This is a genomic window from Streptomyces sp. NPDC005820 (assembly GCF_040630255.1).
Classification (GTDB): Bacteria; Actinomycetota; Actinomycetes; order Streptomycetales; family Streptomycetaceae; genus Streptomyces.
This window is the reverse complement of the sequence record NZ_JBEXXE010000037.1, coordinates 1-19194: the sequence shown is the minus strand read 5'-3', so window position 1 is coordinate 19194 and position 19194 is coordinate 1. Positions and strand designations below refer to the sequence as shown.

At 73.2% G+C, this 19194-nt stretch carries 17 protein-coding genes and 1 tRNA gene; 8 read left to right on the top strand and 10 right to left on the bottom strand.

What is annotated here, in order from left to right; genetic code table 11:
- Positions 1-6: 6 nt before the first annotated feature.
- Positions 7-1866, bottom strand: coding sequence for an EAL domain-containing protein (locus ABZ464_RS36360; protein ID WP_359284582.1), 1860 nt, complete (start codon positions 1864-1866; stop codon positions 7-9).
- Positions 1867-2182: 316 nt separating this feature from the next.
- Here ABZ464_RS36360 and ABZ464_RS36355 point away from each other — a divergent pair, with 316 nt between their 5' ends.
- A complete protein-coding gene (locus tag ABZ464_RS36355; RefSeq protein WP_359284579.1) occupies positions 2183-3451 on the top strand; it encodes a M6 family metalloprotease domain-containing protein in 1269 nt (422 codons plus the stop codon).
- A gap of 56 nt (positions 3452-3507) precedes the next feature.
- Here the strand turns inward: ABZ464_RS36355 and ABZ464_RS36350 are convergent.
- The 7 genes from ABZ464_RS36350 to ABZ464_RS36320 all read right to left on the bottom strand — a co-directional run bounded on the left by ABZ464_RS36350 (position 3508) and on the right by ABZ464_RS36320 (position 10026).
- Positions 3508-3581, bottom strand: a tRNA-Lys gene (locus tag ABZ464_RS36350).
- Complete coding sequence (locus ABZ464_RS36345) at positions 3572-4144, bottom strand: bifunctional DNA primase/polymerase (RefSeq protein WP_359284576.1); 573 nt, start codon at positions 4142-4144, stop codon at positions 3572-3574. Before ABZ464_RS36345 ends, ABZ464_RS36350 begins: the two co-directional genes overlap by 10 nt.
- A gap of 117 nt (positions 4145-4261) precedes the next feature.
- Positions 4262-4630 carry a hypothetical protein gene (locus tag ABZ464_RS36340; RefSeq protein WP_359284573.1) on the bottom strand — a complete coding sequence of 123 codons (369 nt, stop codon included), beginning with the start codon at positions 4628-4630 and terminating at the stop codon, positions 4262-4264.
- A 336-nt stretch (positions 4631-4966) separates the two neighbouring features.
- A complete protein-coding gene (locus ABZ464_RS36335) occupies positions 4967-6307 on the bottom strand; it encodes an AAA domain-containing protein (RefSeq protein ID WP_359284570.1) in 1341 nt (446 codons plus the stop codon).
- The gene (locus ABZ464_RS36330; RefSeq protein ID WP_359284567.1) at positions 6304-7929 is read right to left on the bottom strand and encodes a hypothetical protein; all 1626 of its coding nucleotides are present in this window, start codon (positions 7927-7929) and stop codon (positions 6304-6306) included. Before ABZ464_RS36330 ends, ABZ464_RS36335 begins: the two co-directional genes overlap by 4 nt.
- Positions 7920-9053, bottom strand: a complete 1134-nt coding sequence (locus tag ABZ464_RS36325) for a hypothetical protein (RefSeq protein WP_359284565.1) — start codon at positions 9051-9053, stop codon at positions 7920-7922. Before ABZ464_RS36325 ends, ABZ464_RS36330 begins: the two co-directional genes overlap by 10 nt.
- A complete protein-coding gene (locus ABZ464_RS36320) occupies positions 9004-10026 on the bottom strand; it encodes a phosphatase PAP2 family protein (RefSeq protein ID WP_359284562.1) in 1023 nt (340 codons plus the stop codon). The genes ABZ464_RS36325 and ABZ464_RS36320 overlap by 50 nt, the downstream gene beginning before the upstream one ends.
- A gap of 223 nt (positions 10027-10249) precedes the next feature.
- On the opposite strand from ABZ464_RS36320, the gene ABZ464_RS36315 reads away from it, so the two are divergent.
- Positions 10250-10846 (top strand): histidine phosphatase family protein, encoded by a 597-nt coding sequence (locus ABZ464_RS36315; protein WP_359284560.1) that lies wholly within the window; start codon positions 10250-10252, stop codon positions 10844-10846.
- Between the two features lie 74 nt (positions 10847-10920).
- Here the strand turns inward: ABZ464_RS36315 and ABZ464_RS36310 are convergent, their stop codons facing one another.
- A complete protein-coding gene (locus ABZ464_RS36310; protein WP_359284557.1) occupies positions 10921-12324 on the bottom strand; it encodes a hypothetical protein in 1404 nt (467 codons plus the stop codon).
- A gap of 268 nt (positions 12325-12592) precedes the next feature.
- Between ABZ464_RS36310 and ABZ464_RS36305 the strand changes: the two genes are divergently transcribed.
- Positions 12593-12997, top strand: coding sequence for a hypothetical protein (locus ABZ464_RS36305; RefSeq protein ID WP_359284554.1), 405 nt, complete (start codon positions 12593-12595; stop codon positions 12995-12997).
- A gap of 50 nt (positions 12998-13047) precedes the next feature.
- Positions 13048-13920 (top strand): fused MFS/spermidine synthase, encoded by an 873-nt coding sequence (locus ABZ464_RS36300; RefSeq protein WP_359284552.1) that lies wholly within the window; start codon positions 13048-13050, stop codon positions 13918-13920.
- Between the two features lie 51 nt (positions 13921-13971).
- Here the strand turns inward: ABZ464_RS36300 and ABZ464_RS36295 are convergent, their stop codons facing one another.
- Positions 13972-14502 (bottom strand): hypothetical protein, encoded by a 531-nt coding sequence (locus ABZ464_RS36295; protein ID WP_359284550.1) that lies wholly within the window; start codon positions 14500-14502, stop codon positions 13972-13974.
- Between the two features lie 122 nt (positions 14503-14624).
- Here ABZ464_RS36295 and ABZ464_RS36290 point away from each other — a divergent pair, with 122 nt between their 5' ends.
- From ABZ464_RS36290 to ABZ464_RS36275, 4 genes are all read left to right on the top strand, one after another.
- Positions 14625-15332, top strand: a complete 708-nt coding sequence (locus ABZ464_RS36290) for a response regulator transcription factor (protein WP_359284548.1) — start codon at positions 14625-14627, stop codon at positions 15330-15332.
- The gene (locus ABZ464_RS36285; RefSeq protein WP_359284545.1) at positions 15329-16699 is read left to right on the top strand and encodes a HAMP domain-containing sensor histidine kinase; all 1371 of its coding nucleotides are present in this window, start codon (positions 15329-15331) and stop codon (positions 16697-16699) included. The genes ABZ464_RS36290 and ABZ464_RS36285 overlap by 4 nt, the downstream gene beginning before the upstream one ends.
- Before the next feature lie 210 nt (positions 16700-16909).
- A complete protein-coding gene (locus tag ABZ464_RS36280; RefSeq protein WP_359284542.1) occupies positions 16910-18382 on the top strand; it encodes a cellulose binding domain-containing protein in 1473 nt (490 codons plus the stop codon).
- 197 nt (positions 18383-18579) lie between these two features.
- Positions 18580-19194 (top strand): ABC transporter substrate-binding protein (locus tag ABZ464_RS36275; RefSeq protein WP_359284539.1); only part of this gene is annotated, 615 nt, incomplete at its 3' end.

The following is a 19194-nucleotide window of genomic DNA, read 5'->3' as shown; positions in this document are numbered from 1 at the left end:
GCGCCCCTACGGGTTCTGGGGTGCCCCCACGGGTGCCGCCCGGTCCGGGCCCGACGCCCGTAGCTCGGAGATGCGGTCCGGCGACACCGCGCGCGAGTACAGCCAGCCCTGGCCGGTGTCGCAGCCGATGCTGCGCAGACGGTTGGCCTGGGCGGCGGTCTCCACGCACTCGGCGGTGACGGTGAGGCCGAGGCGGTGGGCGAGGTCGATCATCGCCTCGACGACGACCTCGTCGGCCGGGTTGGGCGCCGCGCCCGTGCCCTCGTACTGGAAGCCGCGGACGAACGACCCGTCCAGCTTGAGGACCGAGACCGGCAGCCGGCTCAGATAGGCGAGGTTGGAGTAGCCGGTGCCGAAGTCGTCGATGGCGATGTGCACGCCCATGTCGCTGAGGGCCTGCAGGGCCTGGAGCGGGCGGCCGGCCGAGCCCATGACGGCCGACTCGGTGAGCTCCAGCTGGAGCAGGTGCGGCGGCAGCCCGGTCTCGGCGAGGATCTCCGCCACGTCCGCCACCAGGTCGGAGTCCCACACCTGACGGACCGCCACGTTGACGCTGACGAACAGCGGCGGCTCGTCCGGCCGGTCCAGCTGCCAGGCGCGGGCCTGACGGCAGGCGGTGGCCAGAATCCATCGCCCGAGCGGGACGATCGAACCGTCCTCCTCGGCCAGTGCGACGAACCGATTCGGCGGCAGCGAGCCGAACCGCGGGTGGTCCCAGCGCACCAGCGCCTCCACCCCGCGCAGCCGCCCGTCGGACATGCCGACCAGCGGCTGGTACTCCAGCCGGAACTCGCCGCGCTCGATGGCGGGCCGCAGCGTGGAGGCGAGGGCCTGGCTGGTCATCAGATGCGCGTTGCGCTCCGGGTCGAACAGCGTCCAGCGGTCCTTGCCGTCCACCTTCGCCCAGTACAGCGTGGTGTCGGCGGCCTGCATCAGCGCGGTCGCGGTGGTCCCGGCCGCGTGCCGTTCGACGACCCCGATCGACGCGGAGACGTTCATCCGCTGTCCCGCGAGGTCGAAGGGCGCCTGGAGCGCCTTCAGCACGGACTCGGCGAGATCCGCGAGCTGTTCGGTGCCGGTCGAGTCCTCCACCAGCAGCGCGAACTCGTCCCCGCCCAGTCTGGCCACCAGCGGCTCGCTCGGCCGGTTCTGCCCGGCGTCCTTCGCGCACTCCGTCAGCCGCTCGGCGACGGCGGCCAGCAGCCGGTCGCCGACCCGGTGGCCGAGGGTGTCGTTGACCGCCTTGAAGCCGTCCAGGTCGAGATAGCACAGGCCGATCCGGCCGGTCCCGCTCTGCTCGTACGACTCCGCCTCCAGCGCCGCCGACACCCGCTCGAAGAACAGGGTGCGGTTGGGCAGCCGGGTCACCGGATCGTGCATCTGGAGGTGCCGCAGCCTCGCCTGGAGGTCACGCCGGTCGCTGACGTCGGCGACCGACAGCAGTACGCCGGGGCCGCCTTCGTCCAGTGGGGCGACGGTGACCTGGGCCCAGAGCGTGCGCCCGTCGGGGTGTTTCAGCCGCCGGGTGCAGCGCAGTTTCGCCTGCCGGCCGCGCAGCACCTCGCGGTAGGCGTGCCAGGTGCGGGCGTCGGAGGCGAGGTCCAGCAGATCGGCGGCGACCCGCCCGACCAGACCGGCCCCGTCGCCGCCCAGCAGCTCGCCGAGCGCCTGGTTGGCGTCCACGACCTGGCCGTCACGATCGACGAGGGCCATGGCGAGAGGCGCCGCCGCGAACACGGAACGGTAGGCCGGAGGGTCGGCTCCCTCCAGGCTCTCCGCACAAGTAGCGGCATGACTGTCACGCTCCGTGACGGCGGACCGGTCGAGGTCTGCCGCGGGCGTCGACCCTTCGGACGTTCCGCTCACCGCTCGCTCCCGCAGTGCACTCGATCGCTGTCCTGGCAGGAAAGTGTGCCGATCATAGATGCTGCCCCCGGAGTTGCGCAGCCACTGCCCAGTGTCCCGGAACACCCCACCCTTCTGACAGATCGTTTCTGCCCGCAGGTGGACCGCTTCTGCAGGCGCTCGATCGCTTGTGACGGACCGTGAGAATTCCGGGGGTGTCGGGATTGATGCCCGCTTTCTCCCTCCTCACTCTTCTGGGGCAGACAAACAGGGCATAGCTGGACAAAGTCGAACAGGCTGAGGGCGGTGTCCCGTGAACCGCCCCCGGAGGTCCGAAGTGCCGCGACTGCTCCCGCGCCCCCGACTGCGCACCACCGCGGCCCTGTGCACGACCCTCTCCGCGATCGCCGCGATCTCCCTGGCCACCGGCCCCTCCATCGCGGAACCCTTCTCCGCCGCGCCCTGCGCCCTCAAGCGAACCGCCGCCCACCACTCCGAGGGCCTCGACACCTGGAACACCGCCTACCCCCGCCCCACCCGCGCCCTCGACGCGGTGATGGTCTTCCTGTCCTTCCCGGACCGGGCCCCGACCGCCACCCCCGCCGAACTGGCCGCCGACCACTTCCCGGCCACCAGCCGTTTCTTCCAGCAGGCGTCCTACGGCCGGTTCACCCTGCGCGCCCACCCCCTGAAGCGCTGGATCCGGATGCCGAAGCCGTCCACCACGTACGCCATACAGCGCGACTGGAACGCCGAGCGCCGCGCCGCCTATCTGCACGACGCGCTCACCGCCGCCGACCCCCAGGTCGATTTCTCCCGGTACGACCTCGTCTACTTCGTCGCCGACCCGGACGCGCCCGGCGTGGACTCCGACGCCACGAAGGTCGTCAACCTGGACGAGCCCCTGCACGCCGACGGCACCGACATCCGCCGCGTCGTCACGGTCTTCGAGCAGCACCCCCCGGACCGGCTGGTGCTGGCCCACGAGACAGGTCATGTCTTCGACCTGCCCGACCTCTACCACCGCCCGGTCGACGGCAAGGGCGACTGGGACACGTACGTCGGCGACTGGGACCTGATGGGCAGCCAGTTCGGACTCGCCCCGGATCTCTTCGGCTGGCACAAGTGGAAGCTGGGCTGGCTGGCGCCGCGCCAGGTGGTGTGCGTACGGAAGGCGGGGCCGACCCGGCTCACCCTGGAACCGCTCGGCGCCGGCCCGGGGGTCCTCGTCACCGGCGCCTCCGGCGCACCCGCCTTCGGCCTCGGCGACGGCGCCAAACTGGCCGTCGTCCGCACCGGCCCCGACTCCGTCCTCGCCTTCGAGGCCCGCGGCCCCCTCGGCAACGACCACGCCGCCTGCCGCTCCGGCATCCTCGTCTACCGCATCAGCGGCGACGCCCAGTCCGGCCGCGGCCCGGTCGAGGTGATCGACGCCCACCCGCACACCGAGGCCTGCTGGGAATCCTCCGTCTACCCACCCCTCGCCGACGCCCCGGTCGCCCTCGGCGAGAGCTTCACGGTGCCGGGGGACGGCGTACGCGTGGAGGCGGAGAGCCGCACACCGACGGGAGCCTGGAACGTGAAGATCACGCTGCCGCGCGTGTGAACCGGACGGTGGCATGCGAAAGGCCCCCCGCTTCCGCGAGGGGCCTCTGCCGTCTGTGCGCCGCCAGGGACTCGAACCCCGGACCCGCTGATTAAGAGTCAGCTGCTCTAACCAACTGAGCTAGCGGCGCCTGCTGACGTCGTAGACCTTAGCATCCTGATCCTGGGGAGGAAAAATCGATATCCGTACGGCCGCGCGGGCCGCTCGGACGGCCGCCCAGAGCAGTACCTCGGGGCCCGGCAGCCACGGGTGCCGGCAGTCCGGGGCGACCACCCAGCGGGTCGGCCCCTGCTCCCGCTCCGGGGCGAGCGCGGGCACGGTCACCGCGTCCCCGGTGCCGTGGCACAGCAGCGGCGGCACGGATCCCGTACGACCGTCCCGCCGACCGTGGGCGCCCCACTCCTCCCACTCCAGCAGCGAGGGCAGCCGCTGGGCCGTGCCCGGCGCGGCGAACAGCAGCATCCGCCCCCGGAACACCGCCACCGGCCCGGAGCCCGGCCCCTCGCTCCACAGCCGGTCCAGCATCAGCCGCCCGAACATCGCCGGCGCGCTCACGATGTCGAACACCGAGCCGCAGGGCAGCACGACCGGGGCCTGCGGCCGCTCGTCCCAGAGGGCGAGGGTGCTGCGCGGATACGTTCCGGCGGAGGCCAGCCAGACGGCGCCGTCCGCGGTGACACATGCGCTGCTCATGCCCACCTGTCTACCGGCTGTGAGGAGACGATTCCCGTGAGTTGCGGAAAGCCGGGACAGTGGGCGGGGAAGCGAGTATCTTGCCCGCCTGGCATATGCCGGTCGAGTGGTGCCCGTCTACAGCGGGTCCACCGGTCCCCGGCCCTCGGTGTCGCCCCGCAGCAGGTCCCGGCCGAACTCGACCATCTTCTTCGCGTAGTCCTCGGTCCACTCGGCCCGCGCGGCGATGTCCGCGGGCGTCAGCCGGTCGAAGCGGCGCGGGTCGGCGAGCTGGGCCGCCGCGACGGCCTGGAACTCCAGCGCCCGGTCGGCGGCCGCCTGGAACGCCACCGTCAGCTCCGTCGCCCGCGCCAGCAGCGCGCCCGGGTCGTCGATCGACTCCAGGTCGAAGAAGTGCTCCGGATCACCGGCCGCCTCCGCCGGCTCGAAGAGCAGGGGCGCGGGGCGTAGCCGCGGTTCGTTCCGACGCGGCGTGGGCTCCGCCATGTCTTCTCCTCCTCGTGCGTTCGTACGTTCGTGCGTCCCGATGCGGACCACCTTCCATTGTCCCCCGCCGGCGCAAGAGGCCCTCGCCCCCGCACCCTCAAGCAATCCGCACCCCGGGATGTTCCCCCACAGCCACCCCTTCCAGCCCTCCCGGAGTTCCCCACCTTCACGGCGTCCAGGGCACGCGGTGTTCTCCCAGATGGGCCAGCACCGCATGATTCGCCTCCCAGCCGTCCGGGCTGTATTCATCGGCCGCCTCCGGCGGCGTGCCGGACTCCGTCCGGCGGGTGGGGCGTGCCGGGCTCGGCGTCCGTCGGCGGAGCCCCCGTGCGCCGGTCACGGCGTCCAGGGCACGCGGTGTTCTCCCAGATGGGCCAGCACCGCATGATTCGCCTCCCAGCCGTCCGGGAACTTCACGAGGGTTCCCAGTTGGACCGGTTCTGTCGAGGGGTAGTCGTCCAGGAGGTCGCCCACTCCCGCGCGGCAGACCACGATGCAGGCGTGGCGGTGGCGGGAGGCGAGGACGCAGAGGCGGCCGGTCTCCAGGTGGAACGCGGTGGCGTCGGGGCGGCCGGAGAGCGGGTGGAGGATCACCGTGACGTCGAACTCCATGCCCTGGAGCCGGTTCGCGGTGTCCACCGTGACGTCCGCCACGCCCAGCTCGGCCAGGGCCGCCCTGACCGCCGCCGCCTGGTCCCGGTGGGCGGTGCCGACGGCGATCCGCCCGGCGGTCACGGGGGTGGGGTGCGGGGAGCGCTCCGAGGTGGCCGCGCCGCCCCGGTCCAGCAGTCGCCGTACGACCGTCGCCACCGCCCGTACCGCCTCCGGGTCGGTGCGGGGCGTGTGCCGCGCGGGCAGCTCCAGCAGGCCCCAGCCCGACTCCGCCGCCTCGTCGATCACCCGGTCGGGACCCGAGCCGTCCGAGGGCACGCCGAAGGAGAGCCGGCGGTCGCCGTGCCCGGTGCCGCTGCGGAAGGGCGTGTACGGGTAGAAGGCGTCGGAGACGAGAGGGGCCGCGGAGGCCGGGAGACGCCAGGAGACCGGCAGGCGGTGCTGGGGGAGCTCCGGGTTGTGCGCCAGCAGGGTGGTCACGGCGGAGCCCGAGGGGTCGTACGACAGGCCCGCCCACTGCTCGCTGCCCACGATCGCGAACGGGTCCAGCTGCCCGGGATCGCCCACGAACAGCGCCCGCTCGAACAGCCCGGCCACGGCCAGCAGCCCGTCCGAGCGCATCTGGTACGCCTCGTCCACGATCGCGTGCCGCCACGGCTCGTCGACCTTCACATGCGCCCACTTGGCGGCGGTGGAGATGACGACCGGCAGCCCGGCCAGGTCGGCCGCCTTCGCGGACTTCCGTACGTGGTCCAGGCCGTCCAGCGCCTTGTCGTACGGGTCGGCGTCACTGCTGTGCAGCCGCCCCACCGGCAGCTCGGGGCTCTTCTCAGCCAGCCGCAGCACCAGGTCGTCGACCTGCGCGTTGGTCTGCGCGACCACCATCAGAGGGCGCCCCGCGTCCGCGAGTTCCAGCGCCGCCCGGACGACGAGCGTGGACTTCCCGGCACCGGGCGGCGAGTCCACGACCACCCCGCGCGCGGTGCCGTGCAGGGTGTCGCGGAGGATCGCGTCGGTGGCCCGGGTCGCGGCCGTACCGGGGTCGAAGGCGGCCTCGGTGGTCACAGCACATCCTCCTGGGTGACGGAGTCGGGAGCTTCGGGCACCTGCTCACCGGGCGGTCCGCCGTGCGTCCACGGCGTCTCCTCCGGGTCCGGCAGCTTGGCGCCGCCCCGCTGCTCGTGTTCGAACAGGGTGAAGCAGAGCAGGTCGCCCTTCTCGGGCACCGACCCCTGCTCCGGCTCCTTGCCGCGGCCCATCCGGTCGACGATCCGCAGCACCAGCAGACCGTCCTCCGGCTGCTCCACGAACTCCGCCGCCTGCGGCTTCCCGCCCAGCGACCGGTACGCCTTCGCCCGCTGCCCGAGATGCGGCCGGTCGTCCGTCCGTACGGTGACCAGCGGACGCGGACTGGGCCGCTTGCCCTCGCTGTACGCCATGACGACATCCACGACCTCGCCCGCGAACGCCTCCCCGGCCAGCCGCCGCCCGGCCATCACCAGCGGGTCGTCCAGGGCCTCCTGCGCCTCCAGCCGGGCCTGTTCCCGCTCGCGCGTGGCCAGTTTGTTCGCCGCGGTCACCGCGTCGTCGCGGCGCGGCTGCGGGGGCTCGCCCGCGGCGACCCGGTCGCGGTGGCCGGTGAACGACCAGCGGTCGCGGGTCCACCGCTCCTCGGCGTGCGCCCCCTCGGGCAGCTCCCGCAGCAGGTCGAGCCCCCGCCACACGGCCTGCCAGGTGGGCAGGGTCCGGCTCAGCACCAGATCGCGGATCTCCCGCTCGGCGGCGGCCAGTCCGCCCAGCCGGTCGTCGGCCTCCAGCCCGTCCTCGGCCGCAGAGAACGCGGTCCGCGCGCGGTCGTAGCGCTCGATGGCCGGGGCGAGCAGCTTGTTGTCGAAGGCGGGGTCGGTGGCCGGACCGGCGGGCGGGCACAGCAGCTGACCCGCGGCGTCCCGGCCCAGCTCCGCCCGGCCGGCCGCCTCGGCGCCCGTGACGCCCGAGTGGGGGTCCCCCCGGTCGAGCGAAGCCGAGACTGGGGGAGGGTCGATCCAGGCGAGCAGCGCGCCCAGGTGCTGGTCCTCCAGGCTGGACTGGCCGGTCGCCCAGTGCCGGCCGAGCACCTCGGTGAGCGCGAGCAGCAGCGACGAGCCGGGCACCCGGGCCCGCTCCCCGAAGTGCGTCAGCCACCGGCCGAGCAGCGGCACGCGCGGGGGCGCCGGATGCGGCGACTCCGGGTCCTGCTCCGCCGTACGCCGGAAACGCATGGAGCGGCCGAGGAGGCGGACGTACTCGACGCCGGCGCGGCTCGGGACGATCAGCTGGGGCGCGTCGGCGCACAGCTCGACCTCGACCTTGACGCGCTTGCCGGTCTCGGGGTCGGTCTCGTTGCGCTCGGCCGCCTCCACGGCGGCGGCGTGATCGTCGATGTACGGCAGGACGACGTCGGCGAGTTCGGCGAGGAACGCGAACCTGAGGTCGCGGTCGCGGGGCTGCGGTACCGCGAGCAGGCGCGGCGCGTCCCGGTCGGTGCCGACGAGCGCGCCGAGCGGGGCCCCGGCCTCACCGGCGGTGGTCAGCGGCACGAACACCAGCGGGCGGTCGGACAGATGGCGGTGCCGGACGGTGGCCATCGGGTGGGCGCGGCCGGTGGTGACGGCCTCGAGGCGGGCGAGGGTGGCGATCAGCGACACATCGCCCCCCGGCCGGCGAGCGCCTCGGTGCGCAGCTGGGCGGCGCGGCGCAGGGCGGCCACCGCCGGGTCGTCCGGGTCCCCGGACTCGCCGCGGGCGGCGGACAGCACGTCGTCGACGGTGCTCAGGCCGCCCAGTTCGGCGCGGAGCGAGCGGCCCAGGGTGGTCACCGCGCCGGCCGCGCGGGAGCGGTCGCGGCAGTGGAACGCCAGCTCGCAGGCGGCCAGGCACTCGGGCGCGTAGGCCGCCGGGACCGCCTCGACGGCCGCCGTGAGCCGCTCGGCGGGCAGCTCGGGGGAGAAGCAGGTGCCCTCGGGGAGGGCGTCGGCGATGTCCTGGATGCGGGTGAGCCGGGCCAACTGGCGGCTGGTGACCGCGCGCTGCTTGCGGACGTCCACGGCGGAGGCGGTGGGCAGGTTGGAGAAGTCCTTGGGGCAGACCAGGAGGACGCGGTGGCGGACCCTCGGTGCGGGGTCGAGGCGGGCGGCGACCTCCTCCAGGGCCAGCACGTAGACGGCGGCCTGGCGGGCGGCGGCGCCCACCTTCGCCGGGTCGGCCGAACCGTCCAGCATCGGGAAGGACTTGATCTCCACGACCGTCCAGCTGCCGTCCGGGTGCACCACCACCGCGTCCGGCTCAAGGAAGGCGGTGGAGCCGGCGACGTCGAGGGCCAGCATGGGGTGGTCGAGGAACGTCCAGGTGCCGAGGGCCTGCTCGGTGGCCTCGCGCAGCGCCAGCGCGGTCCGCGCGGTACGGCCCTCGGGGCCGGAGGCCGTGAGGTCGGGGGTGCTCTTGCTGGTGGGCGGTTCGGCGCCCGGGTCCAGCCGCTCGTGCACGAGCCGCAGCAGTTCCGCGCCGCCGTCCGCCTTCACCTTCGCCTCGAACGCGTTGCCGCGGGTGAGGGCGAACTGGGACTGGCCGAAGGCCGACGGGGAGCCCAGGGCCCCCGCCAGCGCCGCCTTGTTCACCCCGGCGCCGTCGAGGATCGCGCGCCGCTTGCAGCCTGGGTTGGCGGCGAGGGCCGCGAGGGCACGGGCGTCCAGCGCCTTGGCCGGTACGTCGGGGCCGCGCAGCTCAGCGAGCCGCTGCCGGAGCGCCGTCCCCCGCGTCCGAGGGGGAGGCACCCGGTTCGGTTCCCGCTCCGAACCGTGACTCGCGCTGCCGTGGAATTCGTTCACCCGTCGAAGTCTGGCATCCGCCACTGACAATCGGGGCGCCTGTGTCCGGGGAGGCCATGGCGGCGGCCGTGTCGGCCGCCGTCGGGGCGGTGGCCGGGGCGGCGGTCGAGCCGGACGGGACGCGGGCCGCGAACGACGGGACGCGGGCGGCGAACGCGGTCCGCAGCCGGTCGCTGGTCCGCATCACGAGCGGCGCCAGCAGCAGGCCGACGCCCATCACGGCCGCGCCCGCGACCGCGTCGAGGAAGTAGTGGTTCGCGGTGCCCATGACCACGATCGTCGTCAGCAGCGGGTAGAGCACGGCCGCCGTCCGCGCCACGGGTGTGCGCCCGTGGCGCCACAGCATCACCCCGCACCACAGCGACCAGCCGACATGCAGACTCGGCATCGCCGCGTACTGGTTGGTCATCCCGCCGAGCCCGCGCGGCGCGCTGGCCTCACCGCCCCACCAGCCCCAGGAGCTGTACTGGGCCATGGTGTCCACGAAGCCGTGCTCCGCCGACAGCAGGCGGGGCGGGCAGGTGGGCAGCAGGGTGAAGCCGATCAGACCTATGAAGGTCGACGTCATCAGCCAGGTGCGGGCCGCGCGGTAGCGCAGGCTGCGGGAGCGGAACAGCCAGACCAGGATCACCGGGGTCACCAGGTAGTGCAGCGACGCGTACCAGAAGTCGGCCGGGACGCCGAGCCAGGCCTCGCTGGTGAACAGGCGGTTCAGCGGGTGTTCGGCGTTGATGTGCAGGAACTTCTCGACGCGCAGGATCGCCAGGCCGTGGTCGACGGCGGTCGTCACGTCCCCGCGCGCGAGCAGCCGGCCCGCCGAGTAGCAGGCGTACACCAGCAGGATCAGCGGCAGCTCCGTCCACCAGCGCAGCCGGATCCGCGGGGCCGCCTCGGTGCCCGGTGTCTCGGTCTGCGGCATCCGATCGCCTCCCCCTTCGTGTCGCTGACGTGTCGCTGCGCCCGTGGTCGCGGGACGTGCCACTTTAACGGCGTATGCGCGCGCCCCCACGGGGCGCCCCCGGCCCTCAAAGACGCCGGGATCGCCCGCCGGGTTGCCCCGTTTCAGGGTGAGCGATGATGGAGGGGTCCCGCCTCCGATTTCTCCCCTGAGACGTCCCAGGGTTTCCCCGGAAAGGTCCCCCATGGCACCGCGCATCCTGCTGGCCCGGCACGGACAGACCGAGTGGTCGCTGTCCGGCAAGCACACCGGCAGGACCGACGTACCGCTGCTGGAGGAGGGCCGCCGGGGCGCCAAGCTGCTCGGCGAACGGCTGCACCGGACGCCGTTCGACGCACTGCCGGACGTCGAGATACGCACCAGCCCGCTGGCCCGCGCGCGGGAGACGTGCGAGCTGGCCGGCTTCGGCGAGCGGGCGACGCACTGGGACACCCTCATGGAGTGGGACTACGGCGCGTACGAGGGCCTGACCCCGGCCGACATCCAGGCGGTCCGGCCCGGCTGGCTGATCTGGCGCGACGGCGTCCCCGAGGGGGAGTCGCTCGCCGAGGTCACCGCGCGCGCGGACGCGGTCGTCGCCTGGGCGCGGTCGGCGGACCGGGACGTCCTGGTCTTCGCCCACGGGCACATCCTGCGCTCCATCGGCGCCCGCTGGCTGGGCCTCCCTCTGGACTTCGCGGCCCGCATCCGGCTGAACCCGACCTCGCTGTCGGTCCTGGGCTGGGCGTACGGCGAGCCGGCGATCGAGAGCTGGAACGACCTCGGGCACCTGGCGCCGTAGCGCCGTCGAACCCTTCCCTCCCTTTTCCTCCCTTATCCTCACACCGCTGTTCACACCGCTGTTCACACCGCTGTTCACACCGTTCTCGGCGTCGACGCGTGCCGGTCCAGGAACTCCTGCACCCCGCCCGCCCGCCGATGCGGCAGCAGCACCCGCGCGGTCCCCGCCAGCATCCCCTGGATCCGCGAGGACTGGACCTGGCCCAGCAGATCCAGCACCCGCATGCCCGCCACCGCCGCCTCGTCGGGCCGGCCGCCCCGGGCCAGGTCGTCGGTCAGCTCGGCCGTGTACAGCGCGATGTTGCGGGTGAAGTGCGGATCCTGCAGATCCGCCGCGCGCCCCGCGTGCCGGGCCGCCCGGGTCCAGTCGCCCAGCGTGGACCAGCACTGCGCCTCGAGCCCGGCCAGCTCGGCCTCGCCGTAGAACGTCATCCACTCGGGGTCGGCGTCCGAGGAGCCCCGCTCGTAGAGGGCGTGCGCCCGGGCGAGGGACTGTTCGCAGCCGGCCCGGTCGGCGAGCCCGGCCCAGCCGCCCGCCTCGCGCAGCGCGAGCAGGGACATCAGCCGGGGTGAGCCGAGGGGGCGCGCGACGCGCTGCGCGGCCTGCGCGGCGCGCACCGCCTCGCGGGGGCGCCCGGCGTCGCGCGCGAGGAACGCGGTGTTGCAGAAGGCGTGCGCCTCCAGCGCCTGGTCGCCGGTCACGCGCGCGGTGGCGAGGGCCTCCGCGTAGTGCGAGCGGGCGTCGTCGAAGCGGCCCGAGTCGTGCGCCAGCCAGCCCACGGAGATGGCGAGTTCACCGGCGCCCGAGTGCAGCCGGTCGGCGGTCGTCTGCCGGGTGGTGCCGGCGTCGAGCAGCGCGTAGGCGGCGCGCAGCGGGGCGGCCGCGCGCCGGTAGAGGCCGTCGGCGCCGTGCCGGTCGTCCAGCAGACGGATTCTGCGGACCGCTTCTTCGAGGGCGCCCGCCTCCCCCGACCCGACACGGCGCACCGGGCGGGGCCGGGAGTGGGGGACGGCGAGCCCCAGGGGGCCCAGCGAGGCGGAGGCCACGGTGGCGCCTCCGCCGGTCATGAATGCGCGACGCAGCACGTCGCTCTCCTCGTGGTTGTGGTGCGTGTCGTACGGGTCCTGCGTGTCATACGGCTCACGCGCCCCACGTGTCTCACCCGCCTCCCCGGCGGCGCGCGCTCCTCGTCCGCGTACGGACGCCCGGGGCGCGAACCCCAGGTCGGCGAGCGTCCGGCCGGGGAACATGTGCAGGAAGACCCGCTCGTAGGCGTAGTTGGGACAGCGGATCTCCCCCGCCTCGACCCGCCCGATGTAGCGCGCGTCACAGCTGACCCGCTCGCCGATCTCGCGTGCGGCCCGCCGTACCAGTGCGGCGAACTCGGCCGGCGAGCGCTGTCCACGCAGCTGCCGGAAGGCGAGGTTGGGCCGTGGTGGCCGGTCGGGCCGGGGTGGGGTCACCGTTGACGACGCCATGGCCGGGTCCTCTCATGCGAACCGTCGAACCATGCCGGGATCGGGATGACTTGGCCGCTTTTCAGCGTTGATCACCCTGATGTCCAGCGAGCAAGAACGTACCTGCTGTGATGAGGCCGCCACGCAGTGTTTGGCTACAAACCGGATATCTCATCCACGATCTGCCATGAACTGCCATCCTTTGCGGCGGACTTCCGCCGTAGCCGTTGACGCGGTCCTGCGTTGAATGCTGTGGACTACAAGAGCGGGCTGTGTGGTGGAGGCCGGGATGGAGACCAGCCAGAGCAACGATCCTTGTACGCCGTCGTCGGCGGCCGGGCCCGCGGGCACGGCGTGCGACCTCGTGACGGTGCCGACCCGGCAGGGCCTGGAGGCGGTCGACATCCTGCGCCGCGGCGCGGCCGAGGCGGTGGGGCCCGTGCTGCACGACGACGGCGGCGACACCCTCGGCTTCCTGGTGCCGCCCGGCACCGCCGCCGCCTGGGACCTGCCGGGCAGCGTCTGCACGGAGACCGACGGGCGCGGCCTGAGACTCGACCCCGAGCCCCCGGTGGAGGGTTCGGACTGGCTGCTGCCGCCCGGCGAGGCGGACCTCGCGACCGATCCGGCGGTGCTGCGCCGGGCGCTGGGCGAGGCGGCCCGGACGATCGAGGCGGCCGACAGCTGCCGCTGAGGTCACCCGGGCGTGCGCGAGGTGGCCCCGCCGCCTGCGAAGATGCCCCCATGGGGAAGTCCAGGAACACCCGGCGTGAACGCGACGCCGACCCGGCGGCCGTCGTCGAGGCCGTCGACGGGGGGCTCGCGGAGCTGCTGCCCGACCGGGACCGGGCGCGGGCCTGGACCCTGCTCATCGACGGGGCGCCGCAGTCGCACGTCGACCTCGACGACCCGGCCCATCTCTCCTTCGAGTACCAGCGCCGCCTCGGCCATGTCGTCGACCTGGCCGCGCCGCCCGGCCGGCCGGTGCACGTCGTGCACCTCGGCGGCGGCGCGTTCACCCTCGCCCGGTACGTGGCCGCGACCCGCCCCCGCTCCACCCAGCAGGTCGTCGAGCGCGACGCCGCCCTGGTGCGGCTGGTGCGCCGGGAACTGCCCCTGGACCCGGGGGCCCGGATCAGGGTCAGGTCCGTGGACGCGCGGGAGGGGCTCGGCAAGGTGCCGGACGGCTGGGCCGACGTCGTCGTCGCCGATGTCTTCAGCGGCGCCCGCACCCCCGCCCACCTCACCTCGACCGAGTTCCTCGAGGAGGTCCGCAGGGCGCTGAAGCCGGGCGGTCTCTACGCCGCCAACATCGCCGACGGACCGCCGCTGGCGCATCTGCGCGGCCAGATCGCCACCGCCGCCGCCCGCTTCGCCGAGCTCGCCCTGGTCGCCGACCCGACGGTGCTCCGGGGGAAACGGTTCGGCAACGCCGTACTCCTGGCCGGTGACCTCCCCCTGCCGATCACCGAACTGACCCGCCGGGCGGCGTCCGACCCGCATCCGGCGCGCGTCGAGCACGGCCGCCCGCTCCTCGACTTCACCGGCGGCGCGCTCCCGGTGACGGACGCGGCGGCGGTCGCCTCCCCGGCGCCACCGCCCTCGGTGTTCCGCTAGGACCTGCCTCGGCCCGGGCGGCCTTCATGGTGGGTTTTGTTGGTTTCCGGTTCAGAAGTTCTGCACGTCCACCCGCGGCGGCCCGTCGTGCCAGGTGCAGAACACCGACACCCGGTCCGCGCCCGAGGCGAAGTCCACCCGGATCCACGACTCCGTCTTCCACACCTGCACCGACCAGCCGGCCGCCGGGGTGGCGGACACCAGGGTCGCGTAGGTCGGGGCGAGGTCGAGGACGACCCGGCCGCCGTCGGTGTCGTAGCTCTTGACCGTCCCGGACGGCGTGCTCCGCGGAGCGGCCGGGGTGGCCGGGGCGGTGGCGGTGCGGCTCGGGGCCGCGGACGCCGGGCGGCCCGTCGGGGAAGGGGTGGGCGAGGCCGACGAGGCGGTCGGGCCGGCGCTCGGGGCGGACGGGAGGCCGGACTTCCCGGGGGCGGAGGTCACCTCGCTCACCGTCAGCGGCAGGGCGCGCGGAGGGTCGTAGGCCGTGCCCGCCAGCACCGTGTGGACGCCCCACCACGACAGCGTGACCGCCGCGCCCGTGGCGAGCGTCCAGGCGAGTACGTGTACGAGTGCGCTCCGCATAGCGGGCCATCCTGCCGCACCTTTCGCACTGGTGTCGCACGGACGGGCCACCGGTTGTCCACAGGAGCCGAGTTGTCCACAGGCCCCGGACGGGTCCGTGGGCATGGCGTACGGTGCGGCGCATGGCAAGTGTGCTCGTGGTCGAGGACGACCAGTTCGTACGCTCGGCGCTCATCCGGCATCTGACCGACGCCTCGCACCTCGTGCGCAGCGTCGGCACCGCGCTGGAGGCGCTGCGCGAGGTCGCCCATTTCCGCTTCGACGTGGTGATCCTGGACCTCGGACTGCCCGATCTGGACGGCTCCGAGGCCCTGAAGATGCTGCGCGGCATCACCGATGTGCCGGTCATCATCGCCACCGCCCGCGACGACGAGACGGAGATCGTCCGGCTGCTGAACGCCGGCGCGGACGACTACCTGACCAAGCCGTTCTCCGTGGAGCACCTGTCGGCGCGGATGGCGGCGGTCCTGCGCCGGGCCCGGTCCGCCGCCGGGGAGCCCCCGCCCTCCAGCGTCCTGCGCGTGGGCGGTCTGAGCGTGGATCCGCTGCGCCGCCAGGCGGAGTTGGACGGCGTACGTCTCGACCTCACCCGCCGTGAGTTCGACCTGCTGGCCTTCCTGGCCGGCCGGCCGGGTGTCGTCGTCCCGCGCCGGGAGCTGCTCGCCGAGGTGTGGCAGCAGTCCTACGGCGACGACCAGACGATCGACGTCCATCTGTCCTGGCTGCGGCGGAAGTTGGGGGAGACGGCGGCAAGACCGCGCTATCTGCACACCCTGCGCGGGGTCGGCGTGAAGCTCGAACCACCGGGGGAAGCGGGGCCCGTGCGATGAGATGGGCACTGGTCAGAGTCTGTCTGGCGGTCACCACGATGGTCGTGGTCGCCTTCGCCGTCCCCCTCGGACTCGTCGTCCGGGAGATGGCCCGCGACCGCGCCTTCTCCAACGCCGAGCGGGAGGCCGCGGTGGTGGTGCCGGCCCTGTCCATCACCACCGACCGGGAGGAGCTGGAGCGGGTGGTCGCCTCGGCCGGCGTGGACGACGGGATGGCCGTGCACCTCCCGGCCGGCGACGGCCGGACCGCCGTGGATCTCGGCCGGCGGCGGGCCGCCGACACGGACATCGCCGCCGTACGGAAGCTGGGCCGCGCCTCGACCGCCGAGGTGCCGGGCGGCTCCGTGCTGCTCCAGCCGGTCGCGCTGGGCCTCGGGACCGTGGTCGTCGAGGTGTACGTCCCCGAGTCCGAGGTCACCAACGGCGTCGGCACGGCGTGGGCGGTGCTGGCCGGGGTGGGGATCGCGCTGGTCCTCGGCTCGGTCGCGGTCGCCGACCGGCTCGGCGTACGGATGGTGCGGCCGGCCCGGCGACTGGTGGAGGGGGCGCACGACCTGGGGGAGGGGAAACTGGGGGCGAGGGTCCCGGAGGAGGGTCCGAACGAACTACGAAGAGCGGCCGTCGCCTTCAACTCCATGGCCGACCAGGTGGTGCAACTCCTTGCCAACGAAAGAGAGTTGGCGGCGGACCTGTCCCACCGTCTGCGCACCCCGCTGACCGTGCTCCGGCTGAACGCGGCCTCCCTCGGCGACTCCCCGGCCGCCGAGCAGACCCGCACGGCGGTGGCCCAGCTGGAGCGCGAGGTCGACACGATCATCCGTACGGCCCGGGAGGCCAAGCCGCAGACCGCGGCGCCCGGCGCGGGGGCCGGCTGCGACGCGGCGGAGGTGGTCCGGGAGCGGATGGCGTTCTGGTCGGCGCTCGCCGAGGACGAGGGCCGCAAGGTCCGCACCGCCGGGGTCGACCGCCCGGTCCGCATACCCGTGGCCCGTGCCGACCTGGCCGCCGCCCTGGACGCCCTCCTCGGCAACGTCTTCCGGCACACCCCGGAGGGCACCGCCTTCGCGGTCGACGTCCACAACAGCGAGGACGCGGTGATCGTCCTGGTCTCGGACGCGGGCCCCGGCATCCCCGACCCCGCGACGGCGATGGCCCGCGGCCGCGGCTCGGGCACCACCGGCTCCACCGGCCTGGGCCTGGACATCGTCCGCCGCCTCGCCGAGTCCACCGGCGGCGACGTCCGCATCGGCCGCTCGGTCCTCGGCGGCACGGAGATCCGCATCTGGCTCCAACTGGACGACCGCGAGCCGGTGCGCCGGGGCCACCGAGGGACCGTACGGAAGCGGAGACGGGCGACGGCCAGGTGACGCGCCCTCAGGAGCCCGACCCGCTGTGGGGCCAGACCGCGTGGTGCTGCGGGCAACCGGAATTGGTCTCGACCTTTAATCGGCTCCGATGGCCGGCTTAAGCGCACCCTAAGATCCTCAACCCCCCGCCCCTATCAGGCACTTTGTCCGGTTCGGGCTCGCTAGCGTGCTGCCGCACCTCACCCCACGAGCAGTGAAGGCAGGCACGTCATGAGCAGTCACCGGCGCAAGGTCAGCGGCAGGAACCAGGTGATCGGCGGTGTCGTCGCCGCGGCGGTGGTGGGCGGTGGGGCCGTGTTCGTCGCCGGGACCGCGCAGGCGGCCGGGGTCGGGGCGGCCTACACCAGGACCAGCGACTGGTCGACCGGCTACACCGCCCAGTACGTCGTCACCAACAACAGCGGGCGGGTGAAGGCGGACTGGAAGCTGGAGTTCGATCTGCCGGCCGGGGCGAGGCTGAGTTCGCTCTGGAACGCCGAGTCGACGGTCGGCGGGCGGCATGTCACCGTGACCCCGCCGAAGTGGGACACCGACGGGCTGGCCGTCGGGGAGTCGGTCACCGTCGGGTTCGTGGTCAACGGGACCGGGGATCCGGTCGGTTGCCGGGTCGACGGGGGCGCGTGCTCGGCGGACCAGGGGGCCACGCCCGAGCCGAGCGGACGGCCGACGGGGACCGCGACCCCCACCGCCACACCCACCAGGACGCCCACCGCGACGCCCACCACGGCAGCACCCACACAGACCCCCACGTCCCCCGCCCCGAGCCCGAGCACCGGCACCGGCTCCGGCACCCCCGCCCCCTTCGCCCCCTACGTCGACACCTCCCTCTACCCCGCCTTCGACCTCCTCGCCCACGCCTCCGCGACCGGGGTGAAGGACTACACCCTCGCCTTCGTGACCGACGGCGGCGGCTGTACGCCGAAGTGGGGCGGGGTGACCGACCTCGGGAGCGACGGGGTGGCGGCGCAGATCGGGGCGCTCAGGGCGAAGGGCGGGGACGTCCGGGTCTCCTTCGGTGGCGCGAGCGGCTCGGAGCTGGCCACGACCTGCTCCTCGACGGACGCGCTGGCGGCGGCGTACGGGAAGGTCGTGGACGCGTACCGGCTGACCAAGGTCGACTTCGACGTGGAGGGCGGGGCGCTGCCGAACACGGCGGCCAACGCCCGGCGCGCTCAGGCGATCGCGAAGCTCCAGCGGCAGCACCCGGGACTCGACGTCTCCTTCACCCTCCCGGTGATGCCGGAGGGGCTGACCCAGGACGGCGTGACTTTGCTCTCGGACGCCAAGGCAAATGGTGTGAAAGTCGACACTGTGAATGTCATGGCGATGGACTACGGTCCGGCGTACAGCGGTGACATGGGCACCTATGCCGAGCAGGCGGCCACCGCTACTCATGCGCAGGTCAAGAGTGTGTTCGGGCTGGGCGACAGCGCGGCGTGGAAGGCGGTCGCGGTGACCCCCATGATCGGGGTGAACGACGTCGCGTCGGAGGTCTTCAAGGTCGAGGACGCCACCCAGCTCGTCGCCTTCGCGAAGTCGAAGGGGCTCGCGTGGCTGTCGATGTGGTCGGCGACGCGGGACCGGCAGTGCCCGGGCGGGGCCAAGGGCTCCGCCGACGCCACCTGCAGCTCGATCCTCCAGGGCGACGCGGCGTTCTCGAAGGCCTTCGCCACCCTCAAATGATCATGAAAGTGACCAAGTAGGTGATCAAGGTGTGTCGATTACGTTTCGACAAATGAAGGCTACGGCTCTTGACGCATGACTGGACATACGGCTGTTATTGCGCCACCCGGTGTTCGGTCAAGTTGATTTCTGGTCGATTAAGACCGGAAGTTTCAGCCAGACCTCCATGGCCGAACCTTGCTGTCAGGAGCCGATTCATGCACGACCTCTCCCCCTCCGGCCGCCTCCACCTCCCCTCCCCGAGCCGCCGCACCCTGCTGCGCGGCATAGGCGGCGCGGCCGTCCTCGGTGCCGGCATCCCGCTGCTGTCCGCCTGTGGCGGCGGCAGCACCTCCTCCGACCCGAAGACCGTCAGCCTCGGCTCCAACGCGTCCGACGCGGTCCCGAAGAAGGCCTTCGCCGAGATCTACGCGGCCTTCAAGAAGCAGTCCGGGATCGCGGTCGACGTGAACACCAAGGACCACAACACGTTCCAGGAGCAGATCAACTCCTACCTCCAGGGCACCCCGGACGACGTGTTCAACTGGTTCGCCGGCTACCGCATGCAGTTCTTCGCGGCCAAGGGCCTGGCCACGTCCATCGACGACGTGTGGGGCAAGATCGGGGACAACTTCCCCGACGCCATGAAGAAGCTCAGCAAGGGCGCGGACGGCAAGTACTACTTCGTGCCGCTGTACACGTACCCCTGGGCGCTGTTCTACCGCAAGAGCGTCTTCGAGCAGCACGGCTACACCGTCCCCACCACCTGGGACGAGCTGGTCGCGCTGTGCAAGCAGATGAAGAAGGACGGGCTCACCCCGATCGCGTTCGGC